Genomic DNA, 23,271 nt, shown 5'->3' with positions numbered 1-23,271 from the left:
TTATGACATAAGCAATTATCCATTGCTAGCCCGCATGCCACATCAGCACTATGATCCTTAATATCAAAATCTGACTATCGAAAATTTTAAATCCACATAAAGGCAACTTCCCACCCGCCCTGCTGACGTGTATAAGTAAATTATGAACAGTCGATCCCTTATCGTCAGCACATGCATATTTCTGCTGCTGATCTTCACCTTTCCGCAAATCGCAACCGCAAAAGACAGCTTCGGCTTGAACTGGCTGTTTTCAGTAGACCTGCCACAGGCCGGAATTGCGGGAAAAGTAAAGGGTTACATTAAACATCTTCAGGGCACTAAGTTTAAATTCAACGGCAGCTATCTGAATGAAAAAGGGCCGCTTAAATCCGGCCCTGTGACGGTAAGGACAATTTTTGAACCGGGCGACGGTGTTCTTAAATTTAGCAAGCTGAGCCTCAAGATAAACAGACTGGGGATCGATATCCCCCAGCTGGGATTAAGCTCTCCTAATGTAAGCGTCACCGGAAACGGAACCATTGATCCGGTATCAGGGGCGATAAATTTTGCGGAGCTGCACATACAGGCCGGCAATCTGCCCGAACTCCATACCCGGCTGACCTGTTCTCCGGAGCAGCACGGCAACGGCCTACTAAAAATTTCCAACCCGCTACCCCTGCTCGAAAAAATAGTGGAACTTAATTTCCCGGACTTTGAACACTGGGACAAGGATGGAAAATTTACGCTGGATGTCGGAATGCGCAATATCCTGACATCCCCCGAAGCAGACCTGAAACTTAATTTTGCAAACCTCTCCGCAGCATCCCCGGACAGCTCGGCATTGCTGGACAGTATGACCGGAAGTATCACAGCGCGCACTCCGCTTAATGATCCCCGACTGGATCTCAATATTAATATCAAATCCGGGGAAGCCCTTTACGATACCTTTTACGTTAATTTCAACGACCACCCGCTGGCTGCTGAACTTAAATCCCCCCTTCCGGACAACCGGGGAAACCTTGCGCTTGCTGCAGATATAAAATGGCAGAACATGGGAGATATGAAGGGGGCCGCAAAGCTGAAAAATATTTTCAACGATTTCTCATTTTCCGGTCAGGCGAAATTCAGGACGGCAGAACTGGCCGTGCCTTTCAAAACCTTTGCCATTGATCCGTTTTCCCTTGAAGGGCTGGACGGCAGCGGTAAATTCGGCATGAACTGCGCATTCAGCGGCAACCGGACAAAAACCCACCTGCGCGGGGAGATGAGCTTTGACAACTGCACGGTCAGCGAGGGAGAGGCAGTATTTAGCGGAATCGAAGCAGATCTGCCCTTTGTACTATCCCTGAATGACAAATTCCTGCCTCAAGCGGACAAAAGCCTGCCCTATTCATCATCCGGCATGGTCAGCTGTAAAAAGATCACCGCCGGGACATTGCTGGTCGAAGATTTCGCTTTTCCTATCAGCGTATCGTCCAATTCAATTGAATTCGGGACTGTACCAAAAATCCAATTGGAAGGCGGAACCCTTCAGTTCAGCGACCTGAAAATGCGCCATCCTTTTGAAGACGACTTTGTGCTCCATGGAGAAATCATAGCCGATAGCATAAACCTGCTGAACCTTTCCCCGAAATCCCTGCCCATTGACGGACAGCTCAGCGGCGATCTGAAATTCTGGCTGCTCAAGGACCACCTCTCCACCACGGGCAAACTCTTCGGCAATGTTTACGGCGGGGAGATGGTCATCGATGAAATTTTTGCGGAAAACCCCTTTGAAGAGTCCCTGCAGTACGGGGCGGATTTCAGGCTCAAACATCTCGACCTTGAACCGATCAGTCAGGCACTGGACATCGGGCGCATTACCGGGCGCATGGATCTCGACCTGACCGGACTGGTGGTTGCCTACGACCAGCCGGCAGCATTTCACCTGCTGGCCAAAACCACACCCGGCTCCGGTAAATCCGGGGACATCAGCCTCAAAGCGGTAAACACCCTCTCGGTAATCGGGACCGGTTCCGGGCTGACCGGGGCCGGAGTGGGGATGTTTTCCCAGTTTTTCAAAGAATTCGGCTATGCCGGGCTGGGCCTTGAATGCACCCTTGATGACGACATCTTCAAGATCAGAGGCTTGATCAGGGAGGATGGAATCGAGTACATTATCAAAAGGCCGCCCTTGTTCGGCATCAACGTTGTAAACAGCAACCCCGAGAACCTGATCAGCTTTTCAGACATGCTCAAGAGGCTGAAACGGGTCATCGGTAATTAAAAAATCAGGAGTTCAACATGCTCAAAAAAACCGCGCAGGTTTTAACACTTTTCAGCCTTCTTTCCTTTGTCGCCTGTGTGACAGTGAACATCTATTTCCCGGCCGCCAAAGTGGAACGGGCCGCCGAGGACATCGTAGAAGATGTATACGGAACCGATGCCGAGCAGCAGGATAACAAGGACGACCAGTCCGCCCTTGAAACCTTCCTTGCCCTGATCGCCCCGCAGGCTGCCCATGCACAGGTCAGCAAAGCGGAAATTGATAAAAAATCCAATTCCGCCATCCGCGGCCTGAAAAAAGCAATCGGAGCCGACCACAAAAAACTGGTCCCCTATTACCGGGCAGGCAACATCGGCATCACCAAAGACGGCTACCTGCAAATCATCAGCAAAGACGGGCTGAACATCAAAGACACCGCAGCCCTGCGCCGTCTGGTAGCACAGGATAACGACATCCGTGACCAGCTCTATACCGAAGTAGCCGCTTCCATGAACATCCCCGGCAGCGAAATCGAAAAAGTGAAAGCCATCTTCGCCGAAGAATGGCAGGAACGCGCGCCTTCCGGCTGGTTTATCCAGAGCAAGAGCGGAAAATGGGTTAAAAAATAATCAAAAAAGCCCGCGAACATCAGTTCGCGGGCTTTTTACATTCAATAAAAACAAAACCTAAAAATTAACTTTAACCTGCTCGGAATCTCCGTCACGGGCGGTAATTTCACCGATCTTCCATGAGTTGAGTTTCATGCCGGAAAGTCTGCTGAGCACATCTTCTTCACGATCTTTGGATACAACGAGGATGTAGCCGATACCGGTGTTGAAAATCTGCAGCATTTCAGGCCAGCTCAGGTCGCCCTGCTCTTTAAGCCAGTTGAACACAGGCAGAACTTCCCATGAATTAAAGTTGATTTCAGCGGTAACCTGCTTGGGCAGGATGCGGGGCAGGTTGTCGTAGAAACCACCTCCGGTCACGTGAACCATGCCCTTGATTTCAATATCGCGGGAAAGATTGTGAACCGCATCAACGTAGATTCTGGTGGGAGTCAGCAATGCTTCGCCGATTTTCTGGTCGGTGCCGGGCAGCAGGTCGTCTGCTTTCAGGCCGGACTCATCAAACAGCTTACGCACAAGGGAGTATCCGTTGGAATGGATACCGGAAGACTCGATACCAATGATGGAATCCCCTATGGTGATGGAGGAACCGTCAACAATCTTGGCGTTATCCACCATGCCTACACAAAAACCGGAAAGGTCGTACTCGCCGTCAGCGTAGAAGCCGGGCATTTCCGCGGTCTCACCGCCGAGCAGCGCACAGCCGGACTGCTTGCAACCTTCCACAACACCCGCGAGCACTTCTTCAGCCACACCGGATTCAAGTTTGCCGGTTGCGAAGTAGTCGAGGAAGAACAAGGGTTTTGCGCCCTGCACGAGAATATCGTTTACGCTCATGGCCACAAGGTCGATACCGATGGTATCGTGCTTGTTCACGGCAAAAGCGAGTTTAAGCTTGGTTCCCACACCGTCGGCACCTGCCACCAGCACGGGCTCATCCATCTGGTTCAGGTCAAGCTTGAACAGCCCGCCGAAACCGCCGATATCGGTGACCACACCTTTGGTGAAGGTGGAACCCACCATACCTTTAATGCGACCGATAAAATCATTAGCCGCGTCGATATCTACACCGGCGGCTTTATATGCATCAGAACGACTTGCCATAATTAATTTCTCCTAACAGTCTCTAAGAACGGACTGTATATGCTGAATCCCGCATAAGTTCAAGGAACAACATCACCCATTTTTTATGATTGGGAAAAGAAAAGGTCCATTGTTTGCACCGGACCGAATAAGAGTTTATACTATGCCACGGAGAAATACCATGTACAAGAAAACTTTACTCACGACTTTTATTATTCTGGGAGTCTTCCTGTGCTCCAATGCCATAGCGGGGACAAAGTTCATCAACAAGGACACCGCCAAGGACCGCAAGCCCATCCGCATGGGTACCGGCGGGGACGGCAATGAAAGCCAGATCACTATCCAGTCGGATAATGATTCCAACACCATACGGGTAAAACCCAAGCAGAAAGACGAAGAAGAGGAAAACCAGCAAATAGGCCCCATCTTCGTGGTTCCTGAGATTAAACCCTGATCCACACAACAAGGAAAACCATGCTTCATCCGGCCAGACTCTGGAAACCGCTCAAGGACGGCAAGGTGCAATGCCGCCTGTGCAGCCACTTCTGCATAATTGACGAAAACGCACATGGAAACTGCGGAGTGCGGCAAAATGTTGACGGAAAACTTTTGACCCGCACCTACGAACTTGTGGCCGCCCTCAACGTGGACCCGGTGGAAAAAAAGCCGCTCTACCACTTTCTGCCCGGCACCAGCACCTTTTCGCTGGGCACGCAGGGCTGTAATTTCGGCTGCACTTTCTGCCAGAACGCCTCCCTTTCCCAGCACCCCAAAACAGGGCGGGAAATAACCGGTCAGAAGGTAACCCCGGAAATTCTGGTGGAAGCGGCCGTTGCCCATAAATGCAATTCCATTTCCTACACCTATTCCGAGCCGACCGTATTTTTCGAACTGATGCAGGATACCGCCCGTCTGGCCCACGCCAAAGGGCTGAAAAACATCATGGTTTCCAACGGCTTCCAAAGCCCGGAATGTATCGAAGAACTGACCGGGCTGATCGATGCCGCCAACATCGACCTCAAAGCATTCAACGAGACTTTCTACACCGACATCTGCGGCGGACGTCTGAATCCGGTCCTCGACAACCTGCGGCAGATGAAGAAAAACGGCTGGTGGGTAGAGGTAACCACCCTGCTCATCCCCGGCAAGAACGATTCCCCGGACGAGCTGAAACAGCTGGCAGCATTCATCGCAAGTGAGCTGGGTCCGGAAGTTCCATGGCACATTTCCCGCTTCCACCCGGACTACAAAATGCAGGATTGTCCGGTCACCTCCATGGAAGCCCTGCAACTGGCCCGAAAAGCCGGGACCGCAGCCGGCCTTGAGTACGTCTACATCGGCAATGTACCGGGCAACGACAATTCATCCACCTTCTGCCCGGACTGCCACAAGGAACTGCTCCAGCGTTTCGGCTTTGAAATGACCAACGCGGGCCTTCACGACGGCATGTGTAAATATTGCGGCTGCAAAATTAACGGGGTATTTTAAATATTTTAAATAGCAAGGCAAAGCTGACGGAAAAGAAATTATCTCAAAAAGATAATTAGTTCTTGCCATCCAAATGCAATTCAAGTATTTCCCCTTTCTGCACGAAACAAGTCGGAGCATGGCGCAGCCTGGTAGCGCGCTTGCTTTGGGAGCAAGATGCCGGGGGTTCAAATCCTCCTGCTCCGACCAGTAAATTCAAAGGCTTACAGCATTAATTGTTGTAAGCCTTTTTTCGTGGGGAACCGTCCGGGGGACCTTTTTAATTTTTGGGGTAGTTGGGGTGGCGGTGCTGGTGCGGGTTATTTTTGGGATCGGGAGCCGGGATTAGCTACTTGTCCTGATCATGACACATCTGATAGAAATAATTTTATGCAAGAATATATACGTAAATACTGCAACACTATCCGTAATAGATCTCAAGAAAACAAAACAGCCTTCATAGCCCTTACCAAGCTACCTTCAATACCCGTAAGTCCATGCATTAGTCTATTACGACAAGAACTAGATTCTATGGTTAGGACTATTTATCTGTGCAATCTTGATAACAATCAACAAATCCAAGAATTACTCTCTCAAATGTTTCGAGGGGAACAATGGCATCTGATCTCTGCCAAGGGCAAAAAACAAATGATTAGAGATAGAGAAATGGTTGATATTGCAACCAACCTTCATGGATGGACAGAATACGTATATAAATTTGGTTGCTCATTCATACATCTATCTAACTTTCATCAATATAATTCCTCTGATCCCTTAATTAATCTTTGCCAAACGGACATAGATAACATTGAGAATTATATCCAACAATACCATGGACCATGTCACAGTGGTAAACTTAATTTTGATTCCATAATTCAAATTCTCCCTCAAATTTTTGATAAAATAAATGCAAATTTACAATACGACATTGAAGATTTTGAAAAGAAATATCCTGTAAAATAAGACTCTTCAATTGCGATAAGATCCAATCATAATAATCCAAGCACAGTCTACCCTTGCGCCTCTTCCCTGCGCTATCCATACCCCTTGCCATTAATACCAACAAATATTATTTATAAATATAAGCAAGGAGACCAGCATGCAAAAAAATACCAGCGTAACCTTAGGCGAACACTTTGATACCTTTATTAGCGATCAGGTAAAATCCGGTCGTTTCAATTCCGCAAGCGAAACAATCCGCGCAGGACTTAGGCTCCTTGAAGAAAGAGAGGCCAAACTAAAGGCTCTACAATTCGCTCTGCGCGAAGGCGAGGAAAGCGGTCTTTCCGACTACTCCCTCGAAAACATTATGGAAGACTTGGATAGCTAGATGAATTTCAAGCTAACCAATAAAGCTTATGCTGACTTGAAAAACATTGCGCGATACACTCAAAAGACATGGGGGACCGCACAGCGCAATGACTATCTGACCCAAATGGATTCGACCTTCCATATGCTTGCAGAAAATTATAGACTTGGTGTGAGCTGTGATCACATCCGAAATGGATACCGTAAATATCCGGTAGGAAAACATCTCATTTTTTATCACATAGCTAAAAGCACAGTCATAATCAGCAGGATTTTGCATCAAAGCATGGATGTGGAACGAAAACTTTAGCAGAAATAAACGGGGAACCATTCACCCCCAAAAATCCCTAAAAATCCCGGAAATATGTCCCCAACGCAAAATTTTATTCAATGAATTCAGTGGTTGTCACATCCAAGAACGGCTTTGGGAGCAAGATGCCGGGGGTTCAAATCCTCCTGCTCCGACCAGTAAATTCAAAGGCTTCTATCCTGCCAAATTCGTTTGGGACAATATTGTGTCAACTTGAGCACATATTGCGCTGACTATACTTAAAATCCTTCTTCAACTTATCATTAGCAAGTGAAATTTTTTACCGCTTGGATAGGGAGTGAAAGATGGATATGACAATTGCTGATTTAATCAGGTTTAATGAATTTCTGGATTCAAAAATAGATCTGAATAATTTAGATGAGGAATTTATTACTTTAAGACAAGTCGAGCTGGAGTCCATATCCAAAAATTCCGATGTTAAGTATCTTCCTTTTATTGCCTTAAGCTATGCAAAATTAATGGAACTGACCGTTTTATTGGCTGGAAAGTATGCCGACAATTACCAAATGGTGGATTTTGGGGATCTTGTGGCAAACCCCAGACACATGGACGTCTGCATCTTAAATACTGAATTGATAACAGAAAACTATGGCATCACAGGCAGTATTCCGCTCTGGTTCAAGAAACAGGTACATGAATGTATCGGCAGCCGATACTCCGAAGATCTGGGAAAAATGGCTGTTGCCCCATCGTTGCTGTTTCATTTTGTTGAAAGAGGCCTGCTGCTGCGAATAGTAAAAAAAGAAAGGCACAAAAGATTAAGTGATCAGTTCCGGGGCTTCATTACGGACGATGCCCAGTCAGATTTAAAATATGGTGAGAAAGTTGAACCCATCGCACACAACCGGGTAAAAGAGCTTGGCTGCGGACGCGGCAAGCTACACTGCCCCGATGTTGCATCATGGCTTGCCGGCAACACAGTATTGAACATAGTTAAGGACAGCTTAAAAAGCGACCTTATGAATGTGCTGCGAGAAATTATGTCAGAGAATTACCTGAAATTAATTAATCAAAAATTTGAAAAGGCACATAATTCTCTGGCCTATATAAATATGGGCAGGAAAAATTTTGTTAATTATCCATATGATGAGGAAGTGCCCATAGCAGAGTGGGCTGATATCAATCACACCTTGTGCCATTTCACGCTGGATGGCTATGCTCTGATTCAGTCGGAATTAGATAAAAGCTTTTCCAGTCCCTGCTACAAAAGCCCTTTTCTGAACAGCTTGTTGTACAGCATCCCCAAAACACAGGACACAAACGATCAGAAGCACCACCTAGGGTTTCAGCATCATCTGACATGCCCCGGCAATCATCGGGAACTAAACGTTTGAATTAATCTGAACGCCACCAATTCATTAGAGCCCCTTAGTTTACAGACCGGCTATGAGAAGGGAGGTATTTTACTATCAGGTCAGCCATTCTTTTTGTATATTCTTCCTTTGATTCAGGACTGACATGATTTTGCGTGTCACCAACTTTATCCAGGGGTATGGGAAGAGGAGTTTCTTTTTCAACAACAACCCCCACATTTCTTATAATTTCATTAATGGATTTTTTATAATCGCCTGATTTAGCTAAAGTGGGTTCATATATGGGGCCATGAAAATATACTACAGGGATATTATTTTCTTTACAAAGAGCGGCTATCTTTTTCAAATAATGTGTTTTTTCAGTATCAATTCTACTTACTTCATAGCCTTTTAATATTTTTTTCAAACTTAATTTTTCACGAACATCCTCAGCCTGAGGATAGTAGTCTGTATCTTTTGTAATTGTAACGGTTTCTACATCAGAAACTAATGCACTAAACAACTTCGAAAACACACCAACATCCATATATACGCCGCGCATATGAATCAAATTTGCAACGGTTGGTTGTTCCATAGTCAATGCATATGCCCCATGACTGACAGGACGAGTCATCATCTCCAAAGCCTGACAGAGAACAACCAGCTCCGGCTTACCTTTTTTCAACGCCCTGCGCAGCATATTCAACGACCCCGCGTAGCCAAATGATCCATTAAGTGCAAGCGAATAGACATTACGGTTGATAAGATCACTCAACATAGGGGCATATACAGCATTACCCAATGAACTGTCTCCAAGCAACAGCACGTCAGGATCTTTTATATTCTTAATTTTATCAAGCTGATAGCGATAAAGTATACTATACCCGCTAGGCACGATATTTAGCTTGTTCATCAAAATTGTTGTAGCCACCGTAAGCAAAAAAGCCACGAATACAGTAATTAAAAATGCCCAAATATATTTTGAGTATGACTTGGAAATATTAAACATTGCGAGCACCTTGTTTTTTCACTTTCGACAGTATTTTAGAATTGAAAATATAAAAAAGTCTCTGAAGTACTTGTTGCAATTCTACTTACAGCAATAAAAAAGACCGCTCCGGCAAAAACAGCCCATGAAACAGCCGGGCTGTTTTTTTTCCAAACAAAACGTTGCATTATAGAAGTTACATTTTTATCAGTATAACTATTATCTGAAGGGTTGATACTCAGAAACAGCTGTTGCACATTCGGCAGAAACCACGCGACCAACAAGCCCGCAACAATATATAACTCAGACCCAGTGCCGCTGACTCCTTCCAAAGTTTTAACACAATTTCCCAGCATCGCGTTCAGCATAACCCATGCGGAATCAAGAGTGTCGGCCCTAAATACAACCCACCCCACAACTACACATAAAAAGGTAAAAAAACAGGCACTAACATGCCTTAATGATTTGGGGATAAATTGCGCATCCTTTTTCCACCGCATCCACATGGTATTTATTACCATATACACGCCATGCAATACCCCCCACACGACAAAGGTCCAGCCCGCACCATGCCATATCCCACAGAGCAACATTACAATAAACAGATTGATGCATTTACGAAAAAAACCGTTTCTATTACCACCTAATGGAATGTATAAATAGTTACGGAGAAAAACCCCCAGCGAAACATGCCAGCGCCGCCAGAAGTCCGCGATATTGACGGCTTTGTATGGAGAATAGAAATTAAGAGGTATTCTTATGCCCAAACAAAGAGCCAGCCCTATAGCCATGTCAGAATATCCGGAAAAATCATAATAAAGCTGCAACGAGTAACACAAAGCACCTCGCCAAGACTGACCGGCATCAGGCATGAACCCAAGCGCCACACCATTAAAAATAGGATCGGCATAAGCCCCCAGCGGATCAGCCAGTAGCACCTTTTTACCCAATCCAACGCAGAAGATGGTAATACCGCCCACCAGCTCTTCCAACTTGAAACGAATCTTTTTTTGCAGCTGCGGCATCATTAAATGATGAAAAAGAATTGGACCAGCCACTAAATGGGGAAAAAAGGTAATGGTGGTTGCATAATCCAGAAAGTTGAATTCTTTTATATCATTGCGGTATATATCAACTAGAAATGCTATTTGCGTAAAAGTAAAAAAAGAAATCCCCAGCGGAAGAATAATATGCTGAAGGTTAAAGTTCGCACCCGTTAATAAATTAAAATTTGAAATAAAAAAATCTGTATATTTATAATAACCAAGCAGCGACAGATTAAATAAAAGAGCTGCAACAAGTAAGGGCTTTGCTTTATTCTCTTCATTACACATAACTTTTCCGAAAATAAAGTTCACAACAACCGACATAAAGATCAACCATAAATAATGGTAATCCCAGCATGCGTAAAATATTGTCGAAGCCGCAAAAAGGATGACATAAGGCAGTCTGTAGTAGGAAGATCCTGCGGTTAAACGGGCTGTAATAAAGAAGGACAGCAGAACAGACGGAAAGAAAATAAACAAAAATTCAAAAGAATTAAACAGCATTTCAACAACACATTAAGTTATATGTTTATAAAATATATAAATATATATTCACTCCATATAAAAGTCAACAGGCAAGAAATAGATCCATAAAATGACTCACATTCTGATGAACCAAACAGACTCAAGAACCCGTAAATCGCTTAATAAATCTCCTGTCGATATAATCCTTGATCCGGAAAGCGAGCGGACCGCCGAAGCTCAATCCGTTTTTGTGCAAAATACCTTTCCCGCCCCCGGTATTAAATATGAGAAGATAGGAACCGCCCGGATCAAACGGGTTCAGAGGACGGCCCCCCAGCTGCGCCCGCACGTTATGTACCAGCACGGGATTCTGACGTACGGCATAGACACCCACTTTATCCAGTGGGCTCGGTTCAAAGCATATACAATCGCCTCCAGCGAAGATTTCCGGATGGGAAATGGATTGCAGGTAGCGGTTGACCATGAGTCCGCCATCCTTCCCTGTGGGCAGCTCAGAAGCGGTGAAAACACTTGAAGGCTTCACACCTAAAGCCAGAAAAATGATGTCCTGTTCGTAGTGTTGTCCGTTTTGCAATATGACGGAGCCGGTTGCCACACGCTCCACGTAACTGCCTTGGACAATATCTATTCCGCGTTTGTTCAAGCTTTTGAGCGCAAGTCTGCGCACTCTGTCCGGCTGGTTGCGAAGAAATGCGCTGCCCGTAAAAATCCGGACCTTCGCACCGAAATATCCCTGCTCTTCGGCCGCTGCCAGAGCGTTACCGGCCACTTCAAGTGCTGCGGGACCGCCCCCGCATATGCCGATGCGTACCGGACGTTCCAAACCGATTTCCTGAATCCGCATGCGGGCCTGCAAAAGATTCTGTATGGGTTTTACGGTATAGACATCGGTACTGTCCCCGCCTGCGAAGCCGCTGGGTACATAGCTGCCAAGATTACAGGAAAGCACGTCGTAGGGTACTTCCGGGCCCGCTTCAAGGAAGACCAGACGCTTGTGTGGATCTATGCGCGCAACCCTGCCGAATATGAAATTACCGCCCCGGCTTTCCACCATGGATTTCACCGGAAAACTGATTTCGTCGGGACCATAAGCACCACCGAGCATACCGGGCCCCATTCCCGAGTAATAATGACGCTCATCCGGGCCGATAACCGTGACGCGGTGCCCGTCCGCAATGATCTCAGGGATGGCTTCCATCAGCAACATGTGCGCGTGCCCGGCACCGGCAAGGATAAGTTCACCCATAATAACTCCTTGCGGTAATAGGTTTAATTACAACGAAAGGACACCCAGCTTTCTACATGGTAAACATACAGCTCCCTGGAGTCCAGGAGTCCATCAGTTTGCCCTGATGTTAAGCAATTCCACTGCCCCCCTAAATGAGACTGGACAAGTTCAACACATTAAACGATACTTTTATAGTGGAAAAAGCCCGAATGAGGTGGTGCTGAGCTATGTGCAGCTATCTATCTGAGCAGTATGCAGAAAAGGGGTCACATGATTTTAGACGAGAGAAAGGTACTTCTGGTCGATGATGAAGTCAGCATTTTGAATACGTTCAAGGCTGGCCTGCTCCGCCAATTTAATTTTGAGACAGCCCTCGGTCCGGAAGAAGGTCTGCATAAAGTAGAGCTGGAAGGACCGTATGCAGTAATTATTTCCGACCTGAAAATGCCGTTAATGGATGGTTTTTCCTTTCTGGAAGCAGCTGGCAGACTTTCCCCGGAATCGGTCTTAATGATCCTGACCGGTAATGCGGACATGGATGCCGCAATCAAGGCCCTGAATGACGGGGCGGTATTCCGCTTCCTGACCAAGCCATGCACTCCGAGCCAATTAATTCAGGCTGTTGAGGCCGGACTGAAACAGCACGCCCTGCAAAAAGCGCAATCAACCATTGAAGAGCTGAAACAATATGCGGACACAGTACTCCACCTGATTCCTACCGGGGTTGTGATCATTGATGCGGAGACACATACCATAATGGACATAAACAAAGCGGCAGCCCAAATGATCGGCGAACATTGGGAAGATATCCCCGGTCAAAAATGTTTTGACCTGGTCTGCCATGCAAAAGAAGGGCAATGTCCCATTGCAGAAACAGAAACCCCGGATTTAAATGAAGTACGCACCCTTCCCAGCGGCCTTGTAGTGCAAAAAAGCATTGCAACCATGACCCGTGCCGGAAGAAAATATTATCTGGAGACTTTTGTAGATATTTCCGAACTAATAAAAGCCAAAACCCAGCTCGCCCGGGCACTGAATGATGCAAACAAAGATGACCATGCAAAGCTTATGTTCATCAGCAGGATGAGTCATGAACTTCGCACACCGCTCAATTCCATTATCGGCTTTTCCGACCTGCTCCTAAAACCCGACTCTTCCTCTCTTTCTCCAACTCAGATGGGGCAGATAAAACACATCAAGAAATCCGGAATACACCTTCTGGACATGGTTAACGACATTCTGGACTTTTCCATAATGGACTCCGAATCCATGAATTTCGTCATGCGCCCTGTCAGCGTTAAGGAAACGGTCGAGACCTGCATTTCCATTATCAGTTCTCTAGCGAGAACAAAGGTTGTAGAAGTTCTGGATAAAACCCCGGAAGACCTGCCCCCTGTATTTGTAGACGCAATCAGGTTCAAACAGATTGTGCTGAACCTTCTTTCCAATGCGGTAAAATACAACCGGGAAAAAGGCAGCGTAACCATAACTGCACGGGCTCACAACGGTCAGGTTATCATCAGGGTAAAAGACACCGGCATAGGTATCCCCACAAAGAAGAAAGCAGAGCTTTTCAAGCCCTTTTCAAGGCTGTCCGCCGACAGCAGGGAAATCGAAGGGGCCGGAATCGGTCTCTCGCTGGTTAAGCAGATGGTGGAGGCAATGGACGGATTGATATCCTTTGTCAGCACTGAAGGACATGGATCGACTTTCTTCGTCTATCTGCCGATTGATAAGAACGGATTGGAAAACAACGGTCATGCAGAATCAATTTTAAATAAAACTGAAGTCGTGCAGAAAGAAATTCCGAAAGAAAATATTTCCCCGGACTCTTCCGGCGGCAAACAAAATGTTTCTTCCGCAACGGTGAACGAACTTCAAAGTGCGCTGGCCGATATCATAGAATCCCTGAATAAGGCCGATCCGCTGAAATGCAGGGAGAAAAGTCTTTCCATCAAAAAATTGAACTGGCCGCAAGCATTGATCCCGGAAATGAATTTACTGATCACGGCCATAGGCGGATACGATTACAGGAAGGCCGCGGAGATTGCCCGTGCCATGGAAGCATCCTTAATTGAAATGCAAACAGAGGATTTATGATGAAAGACACAGCCACTGCCCGGCCCGGCCCGGAAAAATTCACCGTCCTTATTGTAGATGATAACCCGGACAACATAGACCTGCTGGTGGATGTCCTGAAAGAGGATTATGAACTGCTTGTTGCCATCAACGGGGAACAGGCTCTGGAAATCGCCTTTGAACGCAGGCCGGACATAATCCTCCTCGATATCATGATGCCGGGCATGGATGGATATGAGACCTGCCGGGAACTGAAGCAGGACATAAGGACGGATTCGATACCGGTCATATTCATCACAGCCAAAGCCAAGTTCGAAGACGAGAGCAAAGGCTTGAAGATCGGAGCAGTCGATTATATCTCAAAACCGATCAACGGTGACATCGTCAGCCGCAGGATAAAAATCCATCTGGCCCTGCATAATCAGAATAAAATCCTGGAAGAGATGGTTCGCGTCAGGACTCAGGAACTTCTGGACGCTAAAGACAAAGCCGAGGCTGCAAGCCGGGCCAAAACAGCATTTCTGGCCAATATGAGTCATGAATTGCGCACTCCGCTCAACCATATCATCGGCTTGATCGAGGTTATAGAAGAAGAAGCAAAAGGGAAAACAAGAGAACTGTGCCGTATCATCCGTGAATCCGGGCATTCGCTGAATAATGTGTACAACAATGTTCTTGAATTGGCCCGACTGGAAACCAAAGGCGTTGACTTAACCAAAACCGGCATTGCTTCAGAGGAATATTTAGTACTCCTGAAAAAGCAATTGGAAAAGCAGACCGCAGAAGAAAAGCGAGAACTACAATTTCTGGTTAAGAATGACGTTCCGGACAATATTACCGTGGATATTGAATCACTGAACAGAGTTTTTTCCACACTGGCCCGCAACGCCATGCGCTACTCAAAAACCGGACCCATAATTTTTGAAGTCGGTCTGGATACTTCCTTCTCAAAAAAAACATGCCTCCTGTTCAAAGTGTCGGATCAGGGAACAGGTATCTCCGCAGACAAAACGGAAACAATCTTTGATGATTTTGAAATCGGAGAGGATTACCTGACCAAAAAAACAAGCAAAACCGGCATAGGTCTGGCAATAACCAGACGCTTTGTCGAAGCTATGAACGGTCAGATATGGGCTGAAAGCAAATTGGGAAAAGGAACCACTATCAATGTGAGGATTCCCGCCTAGGTCCTCTTATCCCCTCTTCATAAAATAACATTCCCCGCAAGAAACCCTTTGCCGACCCAGACAACACCTTGCAGATCAATATCCTTGCGTTGCAGCCAGATATCGTAGACCCATTGTTCACCGTCACGCAGGGCGTCATCCATTAAAAAGAAAGCATTGTCAGCCAGAACCTTACGTTGAATAAGATCCGGCAAAGTAAGCACGCGGCTGCCAGGCAGGCCGAGAGGTCCGTCGATAAGCACGAAATCAGCCCTGTTGTCACCCATTATGCGGGGCAGCCCGGAAAGATCATAACATTTGAAAGTATGCCCGCTCGGTCCGGGAACATCATGGGTGGGAAAGCTGACCACCTCAACACCGTCTTCAAGATTATGCTCTGAAAGCCTTGTGCGGGTCTCGGCAGCATATTCATCTGACTGCTCAACACTGAAAATCCGTATTTCCTGCCCGGCTTCCCGCAAAGGTCTGCAGAATGTCTGCAAAGCAAGCGTGCTGACTCCGCTGCCCAGCTCAAGAATACACTTGGGATGGCGGGCAATAATTTGCTTTTCCAGATAATTCAAAGATTGAGCGCATAAAGCATATTCGCCAAGCTCAACCCCGCGCAGCATCTCGCCCAAGTCCCTGTTCTGCAGGTAGGAGCTGTCCTTGTCTCTGTCTTTCATCAGCGCAGTAAGCGGATCAATTATTGGAGCGATTTCCCCTATTTCGTTACGGATAGCTGCAAGCTCCGCACGCCCCATGGGGGTCTCCCCCTGAGTGCGACGTATCTCAGCCAGTTTCGACTGCACAAGGCGGACTATATTGTCTGGTAGATCTTCAGGTAAATTCATTCCGTCAACTTATCAGTTTTGTCTATGAATGTGTAGACCGCAGACGACATACTGATTTCATGAAAAGACTCAAAAGAGCAACTTTGTCCAATTCCTTTTCCTTAATCCCCTGGATACTCCTGACCAGAATGGAGGCCGGTCTACGACACGACCGAAGTTCTCCGTAATCAATTATCTCAAAAAAGGTTAACATCATGTTAGGAATTTTCTTCTATTGCGTAGGTATAATGTATACCCCCGGCCCGGTGAATATACTCAGTTTGAACAGAGGTCTGCAAAGCCGTTTTTCCGCGCACATCCCCTTCTGCATGGGGGTGGGAACCGCTCTTTTCTTCTGGTTTGCCTTGATCGGCTACACAGGCAGCGCGGTGATAAATGATGGAGTAATGCCGGTAATTTCAGCTTTGGGCTGCGGATTCATTCTCTATCTCGCATACAAAATCATGTTTTCAGATGTCGGAAATCTGCTCGATGAAAAAAAAGGAAGCCCACTCAAATTTCGCGACGGACTGCTCATGCAGTTGTTGAACCCCAAATCATTTCTGGCGGTGCTTCCGGTGACAGCGGTTCAATTCCCAGCCGCAGGAATCGAGGGAATCCAGATCACGACATGGTCCATCGGGCTGGGAATGCTGGGACTGGGTGCGCCGCTGGCTTATGCTTTTGCCGGGACGAAGGTATCCAGATATATTGAAAACCCCCGCTATTTGAAGTGGTTCAACTACCTGATGGGCGGTGCACTTATCTTTGCCGCTCTGGATATGGCATGCAGCCATGTGTATCCAGCTCTGCTTTAAGCGTGGGCCTACTTCACAGGGAAAATAGGCGAAAGCTTTAAGGCTCTGGCATTTTCTTCCCATGGCAGCGGGCTGATGCAGTTGGGAAGCACAGCTTTCTGGACCGCGCTTTTACGTTTGGCGGCCCAGCGGGCGGCCTTGTGCAGCTCTGCGGCAAGCAGCATGGGATCGGGAGCGGGCAGGCTCTTGAGATTTGGATGGGCTCTGGAAATATTTTTGGGCCCGAAATCATTGGTGATGGTATACAGCCCGAAGGAAGCCATTTCCAGCGGCGGATAGGACGGATGCGGGGAAACCATAAAGGAAATTCCGATATGGGAAAATTCCAGATAGGCCGCGTATTTGTCCATGGAAAGCTTGCCCATGCTCTTTATGGGTACACCGGATGAAAGAAGAATATCCTCATGCTCCTGCCCTGCACTGAGCACATGAAACCCGGCCCGTTCTTCCGGGCTTAGTTCACTGAAAAACCTATCCAGCCCGTCCAGAATGGGGGCAAAGCAGTTCCGGGGCTGCTCCGGGCGACCGTAAAAGAAAATTACCGTTTTTTCGGAATCCCTGCTTTCCAGTCGCCAGTCCAGCTTATCCAACCGTTCACGCAGAAACTGGTTCAGCGAAGGAACCACAACATACCGCCGGGCAAAAGGATAATCCTCTTCATCAAACCAGTTGGCAAGGGTCTGGGAATTGAACAGGGCATGGGTGTATTCGTGGTGGCGATAGGAAGCCTGACTCATGGCAAAGCGGTAACCGAAAGGATAAAAACCGGGCTCATAATCCTGAATGAAATAGTAAAACGGGGTTTTGGGATTCCCGGCCTGCTCCATCAGCCGGGCATGTTCTTCCCAGACGAAGGTGCTGATCCAGTAAGTACAGAAAAAAACGTCATCCGCAGTAGTTTCCAAAGGTTCCGGACCGTGAACAACAGCGCACTGAATATTTTTTCCTTCCGGGCTTTCAACGAAATCCTTGAAGTCAAACATCTCCTCCGGCTCACCCAGCGGATTAAGCGAAAGAAAACGGATGGAATCATAATGGACAGTCAGAGCCTTGGCGACCTGCAGGGCCGAAACCACGCCGCCGAAAGCCCAGCGGGTCAAAAAATGAGGCAGGATGATATTCAGCCGTGCCTGTCCGCCACCTTCTTTCAATTGAAGCTGAGGGCGGGCAATGACACTTTCCTTGTATTTACTCTGTGCGTAAGCGAGGGGCGGATTGGAGTTCTGCATATTGGGAAGGGTAAAGGAAAGCTCATCTCACCGCAAGGGAATGCGCAACTAAACCGTTAAGACTCAAAGAAAATCATCCGTATTTACATCATAAACCCGGATCTTGTTGCTGCGCGGAAATTCCCGCTTCAACAGCTTTTTGAGCAGCTTTTTCAATCCTTTGAAATCCTCTGAAAAACGTTGCTGATCAAAACCGTCTTCGATGACCTCAAAGTCATCTTCAGCTGTGCGTAAAATCACCACGGAACGGTCCCTCTTGTAGGTCCGCAGGTCAAGCCCGCGTCCAACCGGGAGCTTCTTTAATTTACGTATTACTGTTTCTATGGCTGAAGCTTTATCTAACATGGAGCCTCTCCTAGCCCGGTTAACATTTTTTCACATCTATTAATTTTTTATAAATTGATTACCAGCCTGATAGTATTCTACTTAATAATGTAATTGGAAAACCAGAATTTACAGCCCTCTCAAAAATATTAAACACAATACTTCATAGGAAAGCATAAATGAAAAAACTTATCCTGACATTCGTTCTGGCCCTGATCAGCGCAACCCCGGCCTTCGCCCAACAAGGGGGCGGTCCGGGGGGCGGACAGCGCGGCGGCCATCAGAGCCCGCCCGAAGAAGCATACACCGCTTGCGAAGGAAAACAGGCCGGAGACAGTTCCGAATTCACCACACCGTGGGGCGACACCATCTCCGGCACATGTGAACAGATGGGCGACAGCCTCGTACTCAAACCTGAAAACGGACCGCAGGGCAATATGGCCCCTCCGCAACAGTAACCCCTTTTCTGATACCGCCTACTTAAGACCACTTCTACAGCCCCATAAAGGCCTGTTGCATCTGCAGCGGGCCTTTTGCATTATAAATATGCAGGTTGCAAGAACGTTCATATTGAGTATTATGCAGGTAATATATTTTCAATTTTTTTCAGGGGCTCAAGCATGTACGATTTAACAGAGCAAGCTACTTTCAAATATGATTTCAAACGGTATATGTTTGAGAAAAAACACATCATGCTCTTATACGATGCCCTTGAAGATTACAGGTATGTGTCCTCCCGCTTTATCGCGGACGGCCTTCAAACAAACGACTGCTGCATAATGGCCACGGACGAATATTCCCATGACCAGGTACTGAAAGACCTGCGCCAGCTGGGCATAAATCATGAAAAGCACCTTGAAGACGGCAGCCTGATACTCATCAATGTTCAGGAGCACTATTCTGCAGGCAAAGGATTCGATCCTGAAGAAACCCTGACCGGATGGCAGGAATTCACCACCCAGTCAATAAATAAGGGATACGATAACGTCCGGGCCGTCGGAGAAGCCACCTTTGCCATCGGCGGGGAAGGTTTGGACAAAAAACTTATTTATTACGAGAACATCATCAACGAAAAACTGTTTCCGCACTACCCTTTCATGTCTCTGTGCGTTTACAACAAAAACTCATACAGTAATGACGTGCTCAAGGCTGCCATCCAGTCCCACCCCATGATGGTTTACGGGACCGAGGTCTACAAACACAACATCTACTTTGTACCCCCGGGAATCTATTTTGGCGAATCCGAAGATAAATCCGAAATCGACCGTTTGCTTACCAATGTGAAAACCAACAATTCCCTTGTACAACACATTGTAAAACATGAAGAAAAAATTTCAACCATATTCAATAATGCCAATGACGCCTTTTTCATTCACAGCCCGATACTGGAAGAATGCGGATTTATTGAAGTAAACGACGTGGCCTGCGAAATGCTCGGCTATTCCCGTTCCGAACTTTTACAAATGAAAGTCACTGACATTTCGGCAAACACGGACAAGGAACTGGAAATCCAATTTGAAGCCTTCGCAAACCGAAAACAATATCTTTTTGAAACTGAGGTGATTTCCAAACAGGGTCACTTCATCCCGGTGGAAATCAGCTCCAGCACATTCAAGCTGGACAATAAAACCCTTGTATTCTCTGCTGCCCGCGATCTTTCCGCCCAGAAAAAAGCGGAAGTGGATTACAAAACCGCAATCAACGCAACCGATGACGGAATCTGGGATTACAATCTGCATACCGGCGAATTTAAATATTCCGAACGCTGGGCCGAAATGCTCGGCTACAAGCAAAGAGAAGTCCCAGCCTTCGGCTGTTTTTTCGACAACAACATTCATCCCGCAGACCGGGAAAAATTCGACACAGCTTTTAAGGATTGCCTAAGTGGGAAAGAAGATAAATACGAACTGGAAATAAGGCTGAAAACAAAAGACGGTTCCTATAAATGGATATACACCCGTGGGCGGATAATTGAATGGGATAAATCCGGCCAAGCGGTCAGAATCCTCGGCGCACACACGGACATAACTACCCGGGTCAGCATGGAACAGGCCATGGTCCAGACCGAAAAAATGATGTCCATCGGCGGGTTGGCCGCCGGGATGGCCCATGAAATCAATAACCCGCTGGCAGGAATTCTGGGACACGCCCAGAATCTGAAAAAAAGACTCTTCGGCACAATGCCCGCAAACCTGAAATGTGCGGAAGAGTGTGACGTATCACTTGATAAAATCCAAAACTACCTGACTGGCCGCGACATACCTAAAATGCTTCAGGGCATTCAGGAATCCGGAAACCGGGCTGCAAAGATCGTATCCAACATGCTCAGCTTCAGCCGGAAAAGCGACAAGCAATACGGCTGCTACAATCTGGTGGATCTTCTGGACAACACACTCGATCTGGCTTCCAACGACTATAATCTGGAAAAGCATTACGACTTCAGAAAAATAAAAATAATCCGTGATTACGAAACAGACATTCCAGACATCTACTGTGACGGCAACGAGATACAACAGGTATTCCTGAATCTGCTCAAAAACGGAGCTGAAGCAATGAGCGGCAAAAAATACGCAAACGAAAGCCCGCAATTTACCTGCCGGGCAAAAAAGGACTCCGAAGCCGTGGTTATAGAGATTGAGGACAATGGTCCCGGCATGGATGACGAAACACGGGCCAGAATATTCGAACCATTTTACACCACCAAGGAAGTGGGAAAAGGAACCGGACTGGGACTTTCGGTTTCATATTTCATAATTACCAGCCATCACAACGGCATTATTGAGGTAGAATCAACTCCAGGGGAATGGACCCGTTTCACAACACGGATTCCACTTGAGCGGGCGGTCCGGTAGCAGACCGGATAAAAACTAGCTTCTGTTCTGGTCCAAGGGAAGTTTAATTGAAAAGCGGGTCCACTTGCCCGGCAAAGAGTCCACTTCAAGCACACCTTTGTGCTGTTCCTTGATGATAAAATAGGAAACGGAAAGGCCCAGCCCTGTGCCTTTGCCTACTTCTTTTGTAGTATAAAAAGGTTCAAAGATACGCTTCCGGCTGTCGGCATCAAGCCCCGGACCATTATCTTCTATCTCCACCACAACCATTGAAGAATCGCTGCTTACCCGACAGTTGAAATGCGGAGTTTCATCAATAAACTCTTTTTCGGTCATGGCTTCTGCACCATTTTTCAGCAGATTAAAAAAGACCTGCTGCAATTCCGTTCCCTCGCAGACTACGCTGGGAACATCCTCTGCATACTCCCTGTTAATTTCAATCTTTCTGAAATCATAATGCTTTTTTAAATCATAATCATTTGCGGCCAGTTCAATGGTAGTATCCAGCAATTCAGCGATATTATATTTTTCGTGTTTTTTCTCACTTTTACGGCTGAAGGTAAGCATATTCGAAACAATGGTTGCCGCCCTGCTGCCGGACTCTACAATACCGTCAAGCATCCTCGGTATTTCCCTGTGTTCCAGATAACTGCGGACCAGTTCCAGATCCACCCCGCACTCTCTGGCAACAAGCTCATTCTTCTTCAAATCACCGAAAATACGATTCCTCATATTATGGACATGCCCGAGCACCCCGGCCAGCGGGTTGTTGATCTCATGGGCCATGCCTGCGGCCAGCCCGCCCACAGACATCATTTTTTCGGACTGGACCATCATCATCTCCAGTCGGGTCCGGTCCGTGACATCGTCAATACGGATTACCGCCCCGTCCACACCATCGGCGGTAAGCGGGTAAATGGTAATCTCCTCATAATACAGTTCACCGTCATCCAGACGGAATTGTCGGGATTCACAATACGTTTTTTTCTCGTTTACAGCCTTACGGACCAGATCGGTCACCTTCTCCATGCGGGGCAGGACTTCAGCGAGCGGTTGCCCGACTGCATCCTGAGCGGAAATGATGATCCTGCCTTCCGCCTCCCTGTTCAACTGCGTAATCATGCAATCGTTATCCACACTGACCAATGCAGACGGCATTGAATTGATGATGCTTGAAAGATAGGTCCGCAACTGCCCAAGCTCGTCTCTGGTATTCCGTAACAGCTGGATTTCCTTTTCAATCTTACTGAGCAGAAAATTAAAATTTTCAGCCACGGAACCGATTTCATCCAGCCCATGCCCTTTGGGAGGGGCAACACGTTTCAAATCCCTGCTTTCCAGCTCAAAATCGGACAGGGTTTTTGAAAGAATCGACAGCGGGCGGGTAAGGGTAAAATAAAAAACAAGAGCAAGGGATATGGCCAGAACCGCCAGTACGGAAAACAGGTTCACAATCTCCGCAAAAATCATGTCGTTCAGGCTTTTAGTGACCTCCCGGTCAGCAGTATTCACTATCAGCCGACCAACCGGTTTGCCATAAGCAGTCAAATCCACAACACGCTTATCCTGCCAGATAATCCCCGGCACCCTGACCCCGGACGAAGCTCCATACACCCCCGGTTTGACATGGGCAAAAAGGCTGGTCCCGAAATCATCCACAACAGATACGGAGCTCACGTAATGGGATTTCACCAGCCCCTGCACTGCGCGCTCGGCAAGGATAGGATCAATACTGAAGGCGGCCTCCCCGGCTGGTTCGGCCACTGCATTGATAAGAGCGGATATGGTGGCGTCAATTTCACCGACCCGCCACTCCAGCAGCGATTTAATGCGGATACCCCCGACAACGAGGCTGACCACAAAGACCACCAGAATGACATTTAAGGTCAAGGTAAAATTCAAGCTCCGA

General features: G+C 47.1%; 21 protein-coding genes and 1 tRNA gene. 14 read left to right on the top strand and 8 right to left on the bottom strand.

The features are described 5' to 3' along the window. Positions 1 to 142 precede the first annotated feature (142 nt). Together FMR86_RS14625 and FMR86_RS14620 are read left to right on the top strand one after the other, a co-directional pair. Positions 143 to 2,245: a hypothetical protein gene (locus FMR86_RS14625; RefSeq protein WP_203544905.1), complete on the top strand. Its 2,103-nt coding sequence runs from the start codon at positions 143 to 145 to the stop codon at positions 2,243 to 2,245. 17 nt (positions 2,246 to 2,262) lie between these two features. Then, the gene (locus FMR86_RS14620; RefSeq protein WP_163352143.1) at positions 2,263 to 2,853 is read left to right on the top strand and encodes a DUF1318 domain-containing protein; all 591 of its coding nucleotides are present in this window, start codon (positions 2,263 to 2,265) and stop codon (positions 2,851 to 2,853) included. A 57-nt stretch (positions 2,854 to 2,910) separates the two neighbouring features. Here the strand turns inward: FMR86_RS14620 and purM are convergent, their stop codons facing one another. After that, positions 2,911 to 3,957 (bottom strand): phosphoribosylformylglycinamidine cyclo-ligase, encoded by a 1,047-nt coding sequence (purM, locus tag FMR86_RS14615; RefSeq protein ID WP_163352142.1) that lies wholly within the window; start codon positions 3,955 to 3,957, stop codon positions 2,911 to 2,913. Between the two features lie 160 nt (positions 3,958 to 4,117). Here purM and FMR86_RS14610 point away from each other — a divergent pair, with 160 nt between their 5' ends. The 7 genes from FMR86_RS14610 (at position 4,118) to FMR86_RS14580 (ending at position 8,376) form a co-directional block, all read left to right on the top strand. Further along, entirely contained in the window at positions 4,118 to 4,390 is a 273-nt protein-coding gene (locus FMR86_RS14610; protein ID WP_163352141.1) for a hypothetical protein, read from the top strand. A gap of 20 nt (positions 4,391 to 4,410) precedes the next feature. Then, positions 4,411 to 5,424 (top strand): AmmeMemoRadiSam system radical SAM enzyme, encoded by a 1,014-nt coding sequence (gene amrS, locus FMR86_RS14605; RefSeq protein ID WP_163352140.1) that lies wholly within the window; start codon positions 4,411 to 4,413, stop codon positions 5,422 to 5,424. A 112-nt stretch (positions 5,425 to 5,536) separates the two neighbouring features. Further along, positions 5,537 to 5,613 (top strand) — tRNA-Pro (locus tag FMR86_RS14600). Beyond that, on the top strand, positions 5,581 to 6,366 hold the full coding sequence (locus FMR86_RS14595) for a transposase (protein WP_163352139.1): 786 nt from the start codon (positions 5,581 to 5,583) through the stop codon (positions 6,364 to 6,366). Before FMR86_RS14600 ends, FMR86_RS14595 begins: the two co-directional genes overlap by 33 nt. Before the next feature lie 136 nt (positions 6,367 to 6,502). Further along, positions 6,503 to 6,733 carry a type II toxin-antitoxin system ParD family antitoxin gene (locus FMR86_RS14590; RefSeq protein WP_163352138.1) on the top strand — a complete coding sequence of 77 codons (231 nt, stop codon included), beginning with the start codon at positions 6,503 to 6,505 and terminating at the stop codon, positions 6,731 to 6,733. Next, positions 6,734 to 7,021, top strand: a complete 288-nt coding sequence (locus FMR86_RS20865; protein WP_163352137.1) for a type II toxin-antitoxin system RelE/ParE family toxin — start codon at positions 6,734 to 6,736, stop codon at positions 7,019 to 7,021. 305 nt (positions 7,022 to 7,326) lie between these two features. After that, the gene (locus FMR86_RS14580) at positions 7,327 to 8,376 is read left to right on the top strand and encodes a hypothetical protein (RefSeq protein ID WP_163352136.1); all 1,050 of its coding nucleotides are present in this window, start codon (positions 7,327 to 7,329) and stop codon (positions 8,374 to 8,376) included. A 34-nt stretch (positions 8,377 to 8,410) separates the two neighbouring features. Here FMR86_RS14580 and FMR86_RS14575 read toward each other — a convergent pair whose 3' ends face one another. The 3 genes from FMR86_RS14575 to FMR86_RS14565 all read right to left on the bottom strand — a co-directional run bounded on the left by FMR86_RS14575 (position 8,411) and on the right by FMR86_RS14565 (position 12,100). Beyond that, positions 8,411 to 9,343 (bottom strand): hypothetical protein, encoded by a 933-nt coding sequence (locus tag FMR86_RS14575; protein ID WP_163352135.1) that lies wholly within the window; start codon positions 9,341 to 9,343, stop codon positions 8,411 to 8,413. A 35-nt stretch (positions 9,344 to 9,378) separates the two neighbouring features. Further along, the gene (locus tag FMR86_RS14570) at positions 9,379 to 10,872 is read right to left on the bottom strand and encodes an MBOAT family protein (protein WP_163352134.1); all 1,494 of its coding nucleotides are present in this window, start codon (positions 10,870 to 10,872) and stop codon (positions 9,379 to 9,381) included. A gap of 121 nt (positions 10,873 to 10,993) precedes the next feature. Continuing rightward, positions 10,994 to 12,100, bottom strand: coding sequence for an NAD(P)/FAD-dependent oxidoreductase (locus FMR86_RS14565; RefSeq protein WP_163352133.1), 1,107 nt, complete (start codon positions 12,098 to 12,100; stop codon positions 10,994 to 10,996). 252 nt (positions 12,101 to 12,352) lie between these two features. Here FMR86_RS14565 and FMR86_RS14560 point away from each other — a divergent pair, with 252 nt between their 5' ends. Together FMR86_RS14560 and FMR86_RS14555 are read left to right on the top strand one after the other, a co-directional pair. Next, complete coding sequence (locus tag FMR86_RS14560; protein WP_163352132.1) at positions 12,353 to 14,182, top strand: ATP-binding protein; 1,830 nt, start codon at positions 12,353 to 12,355, stop codon at positions 14,180 to 14,182. Further along, the gene (locus FMR86_RS14555) at positions 14,179 to 15,348 is read left to right on the top strand and encodes a hybrid sensor histidine kinase/response regulator (protein WP_163352131.1); all 1,170 of its coding nucleotides are present in this window, start codon (positions 14,179 to 14,181) and stop codon (positions 15,346 to 15,348) included. The genes FMR86_RS14560 and FMR86_RS14555 overlap by 4 nt, the downstream gene beginning before the upstream one ends. A 17-nt stretch (positions 15,349 to 15,365) precedes the next feature. Here FMR86_RS14555 and FMR86_RS14550 read toward each other — a convergent pair whose 3' ends face one another. Continuing rightward, positions 15,366 to 16,181: a hypothetical protein gene (locus tag FMR86_RS14550; protein WP_163352130.1), complete on the bottom strand. Its 816-nt coding sequence runs from the start codon at positions 16,179 to 16,181 to the stop codon at positions 15,366 to 15,368. 194 nt (positions 16,182 to 16,375) lie between these two features. Here FMR86_RS14550 and FMR86_RS14545 point away from each other — a divergent pair, with 194 nt between their 5' ends. After that, positions 16,376 to 16,978 (top strand): LysE family translocator, encoded by a 603-nt coding sequence (locus FMR86_RS14545; protein WP_163352129.1) that lies wholly within the window; start codon positions 16,376 to 16,378, stop codon positions 16,976 to 16,978. Positions 16,979 to 16,986: 8 nt separating this feature from the next. Here the strand turns inward: FMR86_RS14545 and FMR86_RS14540 are convergent, their stop codons facing one another. Together FMR86_RS14540 and FMR86_RS14535 are read right to left on the bottom strand one after the other, a co-directional pair. After that, complete coding sequence (locus FMR86_RS14540; protein WP_163352128.1) at positions 16,987 to 18,207, bottom strand: glycosyltransferase family 4 protein; 1,221 nt, start codon at positions 18,205 to 18,207, stop codon at positions 16,987 to 16,989. A 63-nt stretch (positions 18,208 to 18,270) separates the two neighbouring features. Beyond that, positions 18,271 to 18,552 carry a hypothetical protein gene (locus FMR86_RS14535; protein WP_163352127.1) on the bottom strand — a complete coding sequence of 94 codons (282 nt, stop codon included), beginning with the start codon at positions 18,550 to 18,552 and terminating at the stop codon, positions 18,271 to 18,273. A 158-nt stretch (positions 18,553 to 18,710) separates the two neighbouring features. Here FMR86_RS14535 and FMR86_RS14530 point away from each other — a divergent pair, with 158 nt between their 5' ends. Both FMR86_RS14530 and FMR86_RS14525 read left to right on the top strand, forming a co-directional pair. Next, on the top strand, positions 18,711 to 18,989 hold the full coding sequence (locus tag FMR86_RS14530) for a hypothetical protein (protein WP_163352126.1): 279 nt from the start codon (positions 18,711 to 18,713) through the stop codon (positions 18,987 to 18,989). A 162-nt stretch (positions 18,990 to 19,151) separates the two neighbouring features. Next, a complete protein-coding gene (locus FMR86_RS14525) occupies positions 19,152 to 21,383 on the top strand; it encodes an MEDS domain-containing protein (RefSeq protein ID WP_163352125.1) in 2,232 nt (743 codons plus the stop codon). Positions 21,384 to 21,398: 15 nt separating this feature from the next. On the opposite strand, the gene FMR86_RS14520 is transcribed toward FMR86_RS14525, so the two are convergent. Next, positions 21,399 to 23,252, bottom strand: a complete 1,854-nt coding sequence (locus FMR86_RS14520) for an ATP-binding protein (RefSeq protein ID WP_163352124.1) — start codon at positions 23,250 to 23,252, stop codon at positions 21,399 to 21,401. Positions 23,253 to 23,271: the final 19 nt, after the last annotated feature.

This window comes from Desulfovibrio sp. JC010, from assembly GCF_010470675.1.
Taxonomy (GTDB): Bacteria; Desulfobacterota; Desulfovibrionia; order Desulfovibrionales; family Desulfovibrionaceae; genus Maridesulfovibrio.
Note: the sequence above shows the minus strand (reverse complement) of the source record. Positions and strands in the feature narration are given on the sequence as shown.

Bases quoted from the DNA above. Each gene is read 5' to 3' on its own strand.
- FMR86_RS14625 (WP_203544905.1), top strand. From the start codon at position 143: ATGAACAGTCGATCCCTTATCGTCAGCACATGCATATTTCTGCTGCTG.
- FMR86_RS14620 (WP_163352143.1), top strand. From the start codon at position 2,263: ATGCTCAAAAAAACCGCGCAGGTTTTAACACTTTTCAGCCTTCTTTCC.
- purM (WP_163352142.1), bottom strand. From the start codon at position 3,957: ATGGCAAGTCGTTCTGATGCATATAAAGCCGCCGGTGTAGATATCGAC.
- FMR86_RS14610 (WP_163352141.1), top strand. From the start codon at position 4,118: ATGTACAAGAAAACTTTACTCACGACTTTTATTATTCTGGGAGTCTTC.
- amrS (WP_163352140.1), top strand. From the start codon at position 4,411: ATGCTTCATCCGGCCAGACTCTGGAAACCGCTCAAGGACGGCAAGGTG.
- FMR86_RS14595 (WP_163352139.1), top strand. From the start codon at position 5,581: ATGCCGGGGGTTCAAATCCTCCTGCTCCGACCAGTAAATTCAAAGGCT.
- FMR86_RS14590 (WP_163352138.1), top strand. From the start codon at position 6,503: ATGCAAAAAAATACCAGCGTAACCTTAGGCGAACACTTTGATACCTTT.
- FMR86_RS20865 (WP_163352137.1), top strand. From the start codon at position 6,734: ATGAATTTCAAGCTAACCAATAAAGCTTATGCTGACTTGAAAAACATT.
- FMR86_RS14580 (WP_163352136.1), top strand. From the start codon at position 7,327: ATGGATATGACAATTGCTGATTTAATCAGGTTTAATGAATTTCTGGAT.
- FMR86_RS14575 (WP_163352135.1), bottom strand. From the start codon at position 9,343: ATGTTTAATATTTCCAAGTCATACTCAAAATATATTTGGGCATTTTTA.
- FMR86_RS14570 (WP_163352134.1), bottom strand. From the start codon at position 10,872: ATGCTGTTTAATTCTTTTGAATTTTTGTTTATTTTCTTTCCGTCTGTT.
- FMR86_RS14565 (WP_163352133.1), bottom strand. From the start codon at position 12,100: ATGGGTGAACTTATCCTTGCCGGTGCCGGGCACGCGCACATGTTGCTG.
- FMR86_RS14560 (WP_163352132.1), top strand. From the start codon at position 12,353: ATGATTTTAGACGAGAGAAAGGTACTTCTGGTCGATGATGAAGTCAGC.
- FMR86_RS14555 (WP_163352131.1), top strand. From the start codon at position 14,179: ATGATGAAAGACACAGCCACTGCCCGGCCCGGCCCGGAAAAATTCACC.
- FMR86_RS14550 (WP_163352130.1), bottom strand. From the start codon at position 16,181: ATGAATTTACCTGAAGATCTACCAGACAATATAGTCCGCCTTGTGCAG.
- FMR86_RS14545 (WP_163352129.1), top strand. From the start codon at position 16,376: ATGTTAGGAATTTTCTTCTATTGCGTAGGTATAATGTATACCCCCGGC.
- FMR86_RS14540 (WP_163352128.1), bottom strand. From the start codon at position 18,207: ATGCAGAACTCCAATCCGCCCCTCGCTTACGCACAGAGTAAATACAAG.
- FMR86_RS14535 (WP_163352127.1), bottom strand. From the start codon at position 18,552: ATGTTAGATAAAGCTTCAGCCATAGAAACAGTAATACGTAAATTAAAG.
- FMR86_RS14530 (WP_163352126.1), top strand. From the start codon at position 18,711: ATGAAAAAACTTATCCTGACATTCGTTCTGGCCCTGATCAGCGCAACC.
- FMR86_RS14525 (WP_163352125.1), top strand. From the start codon at position 19,152: ATGTACGATTTAACAGAGCAAGCTACTTTCAAATATGATTTCAAACGG.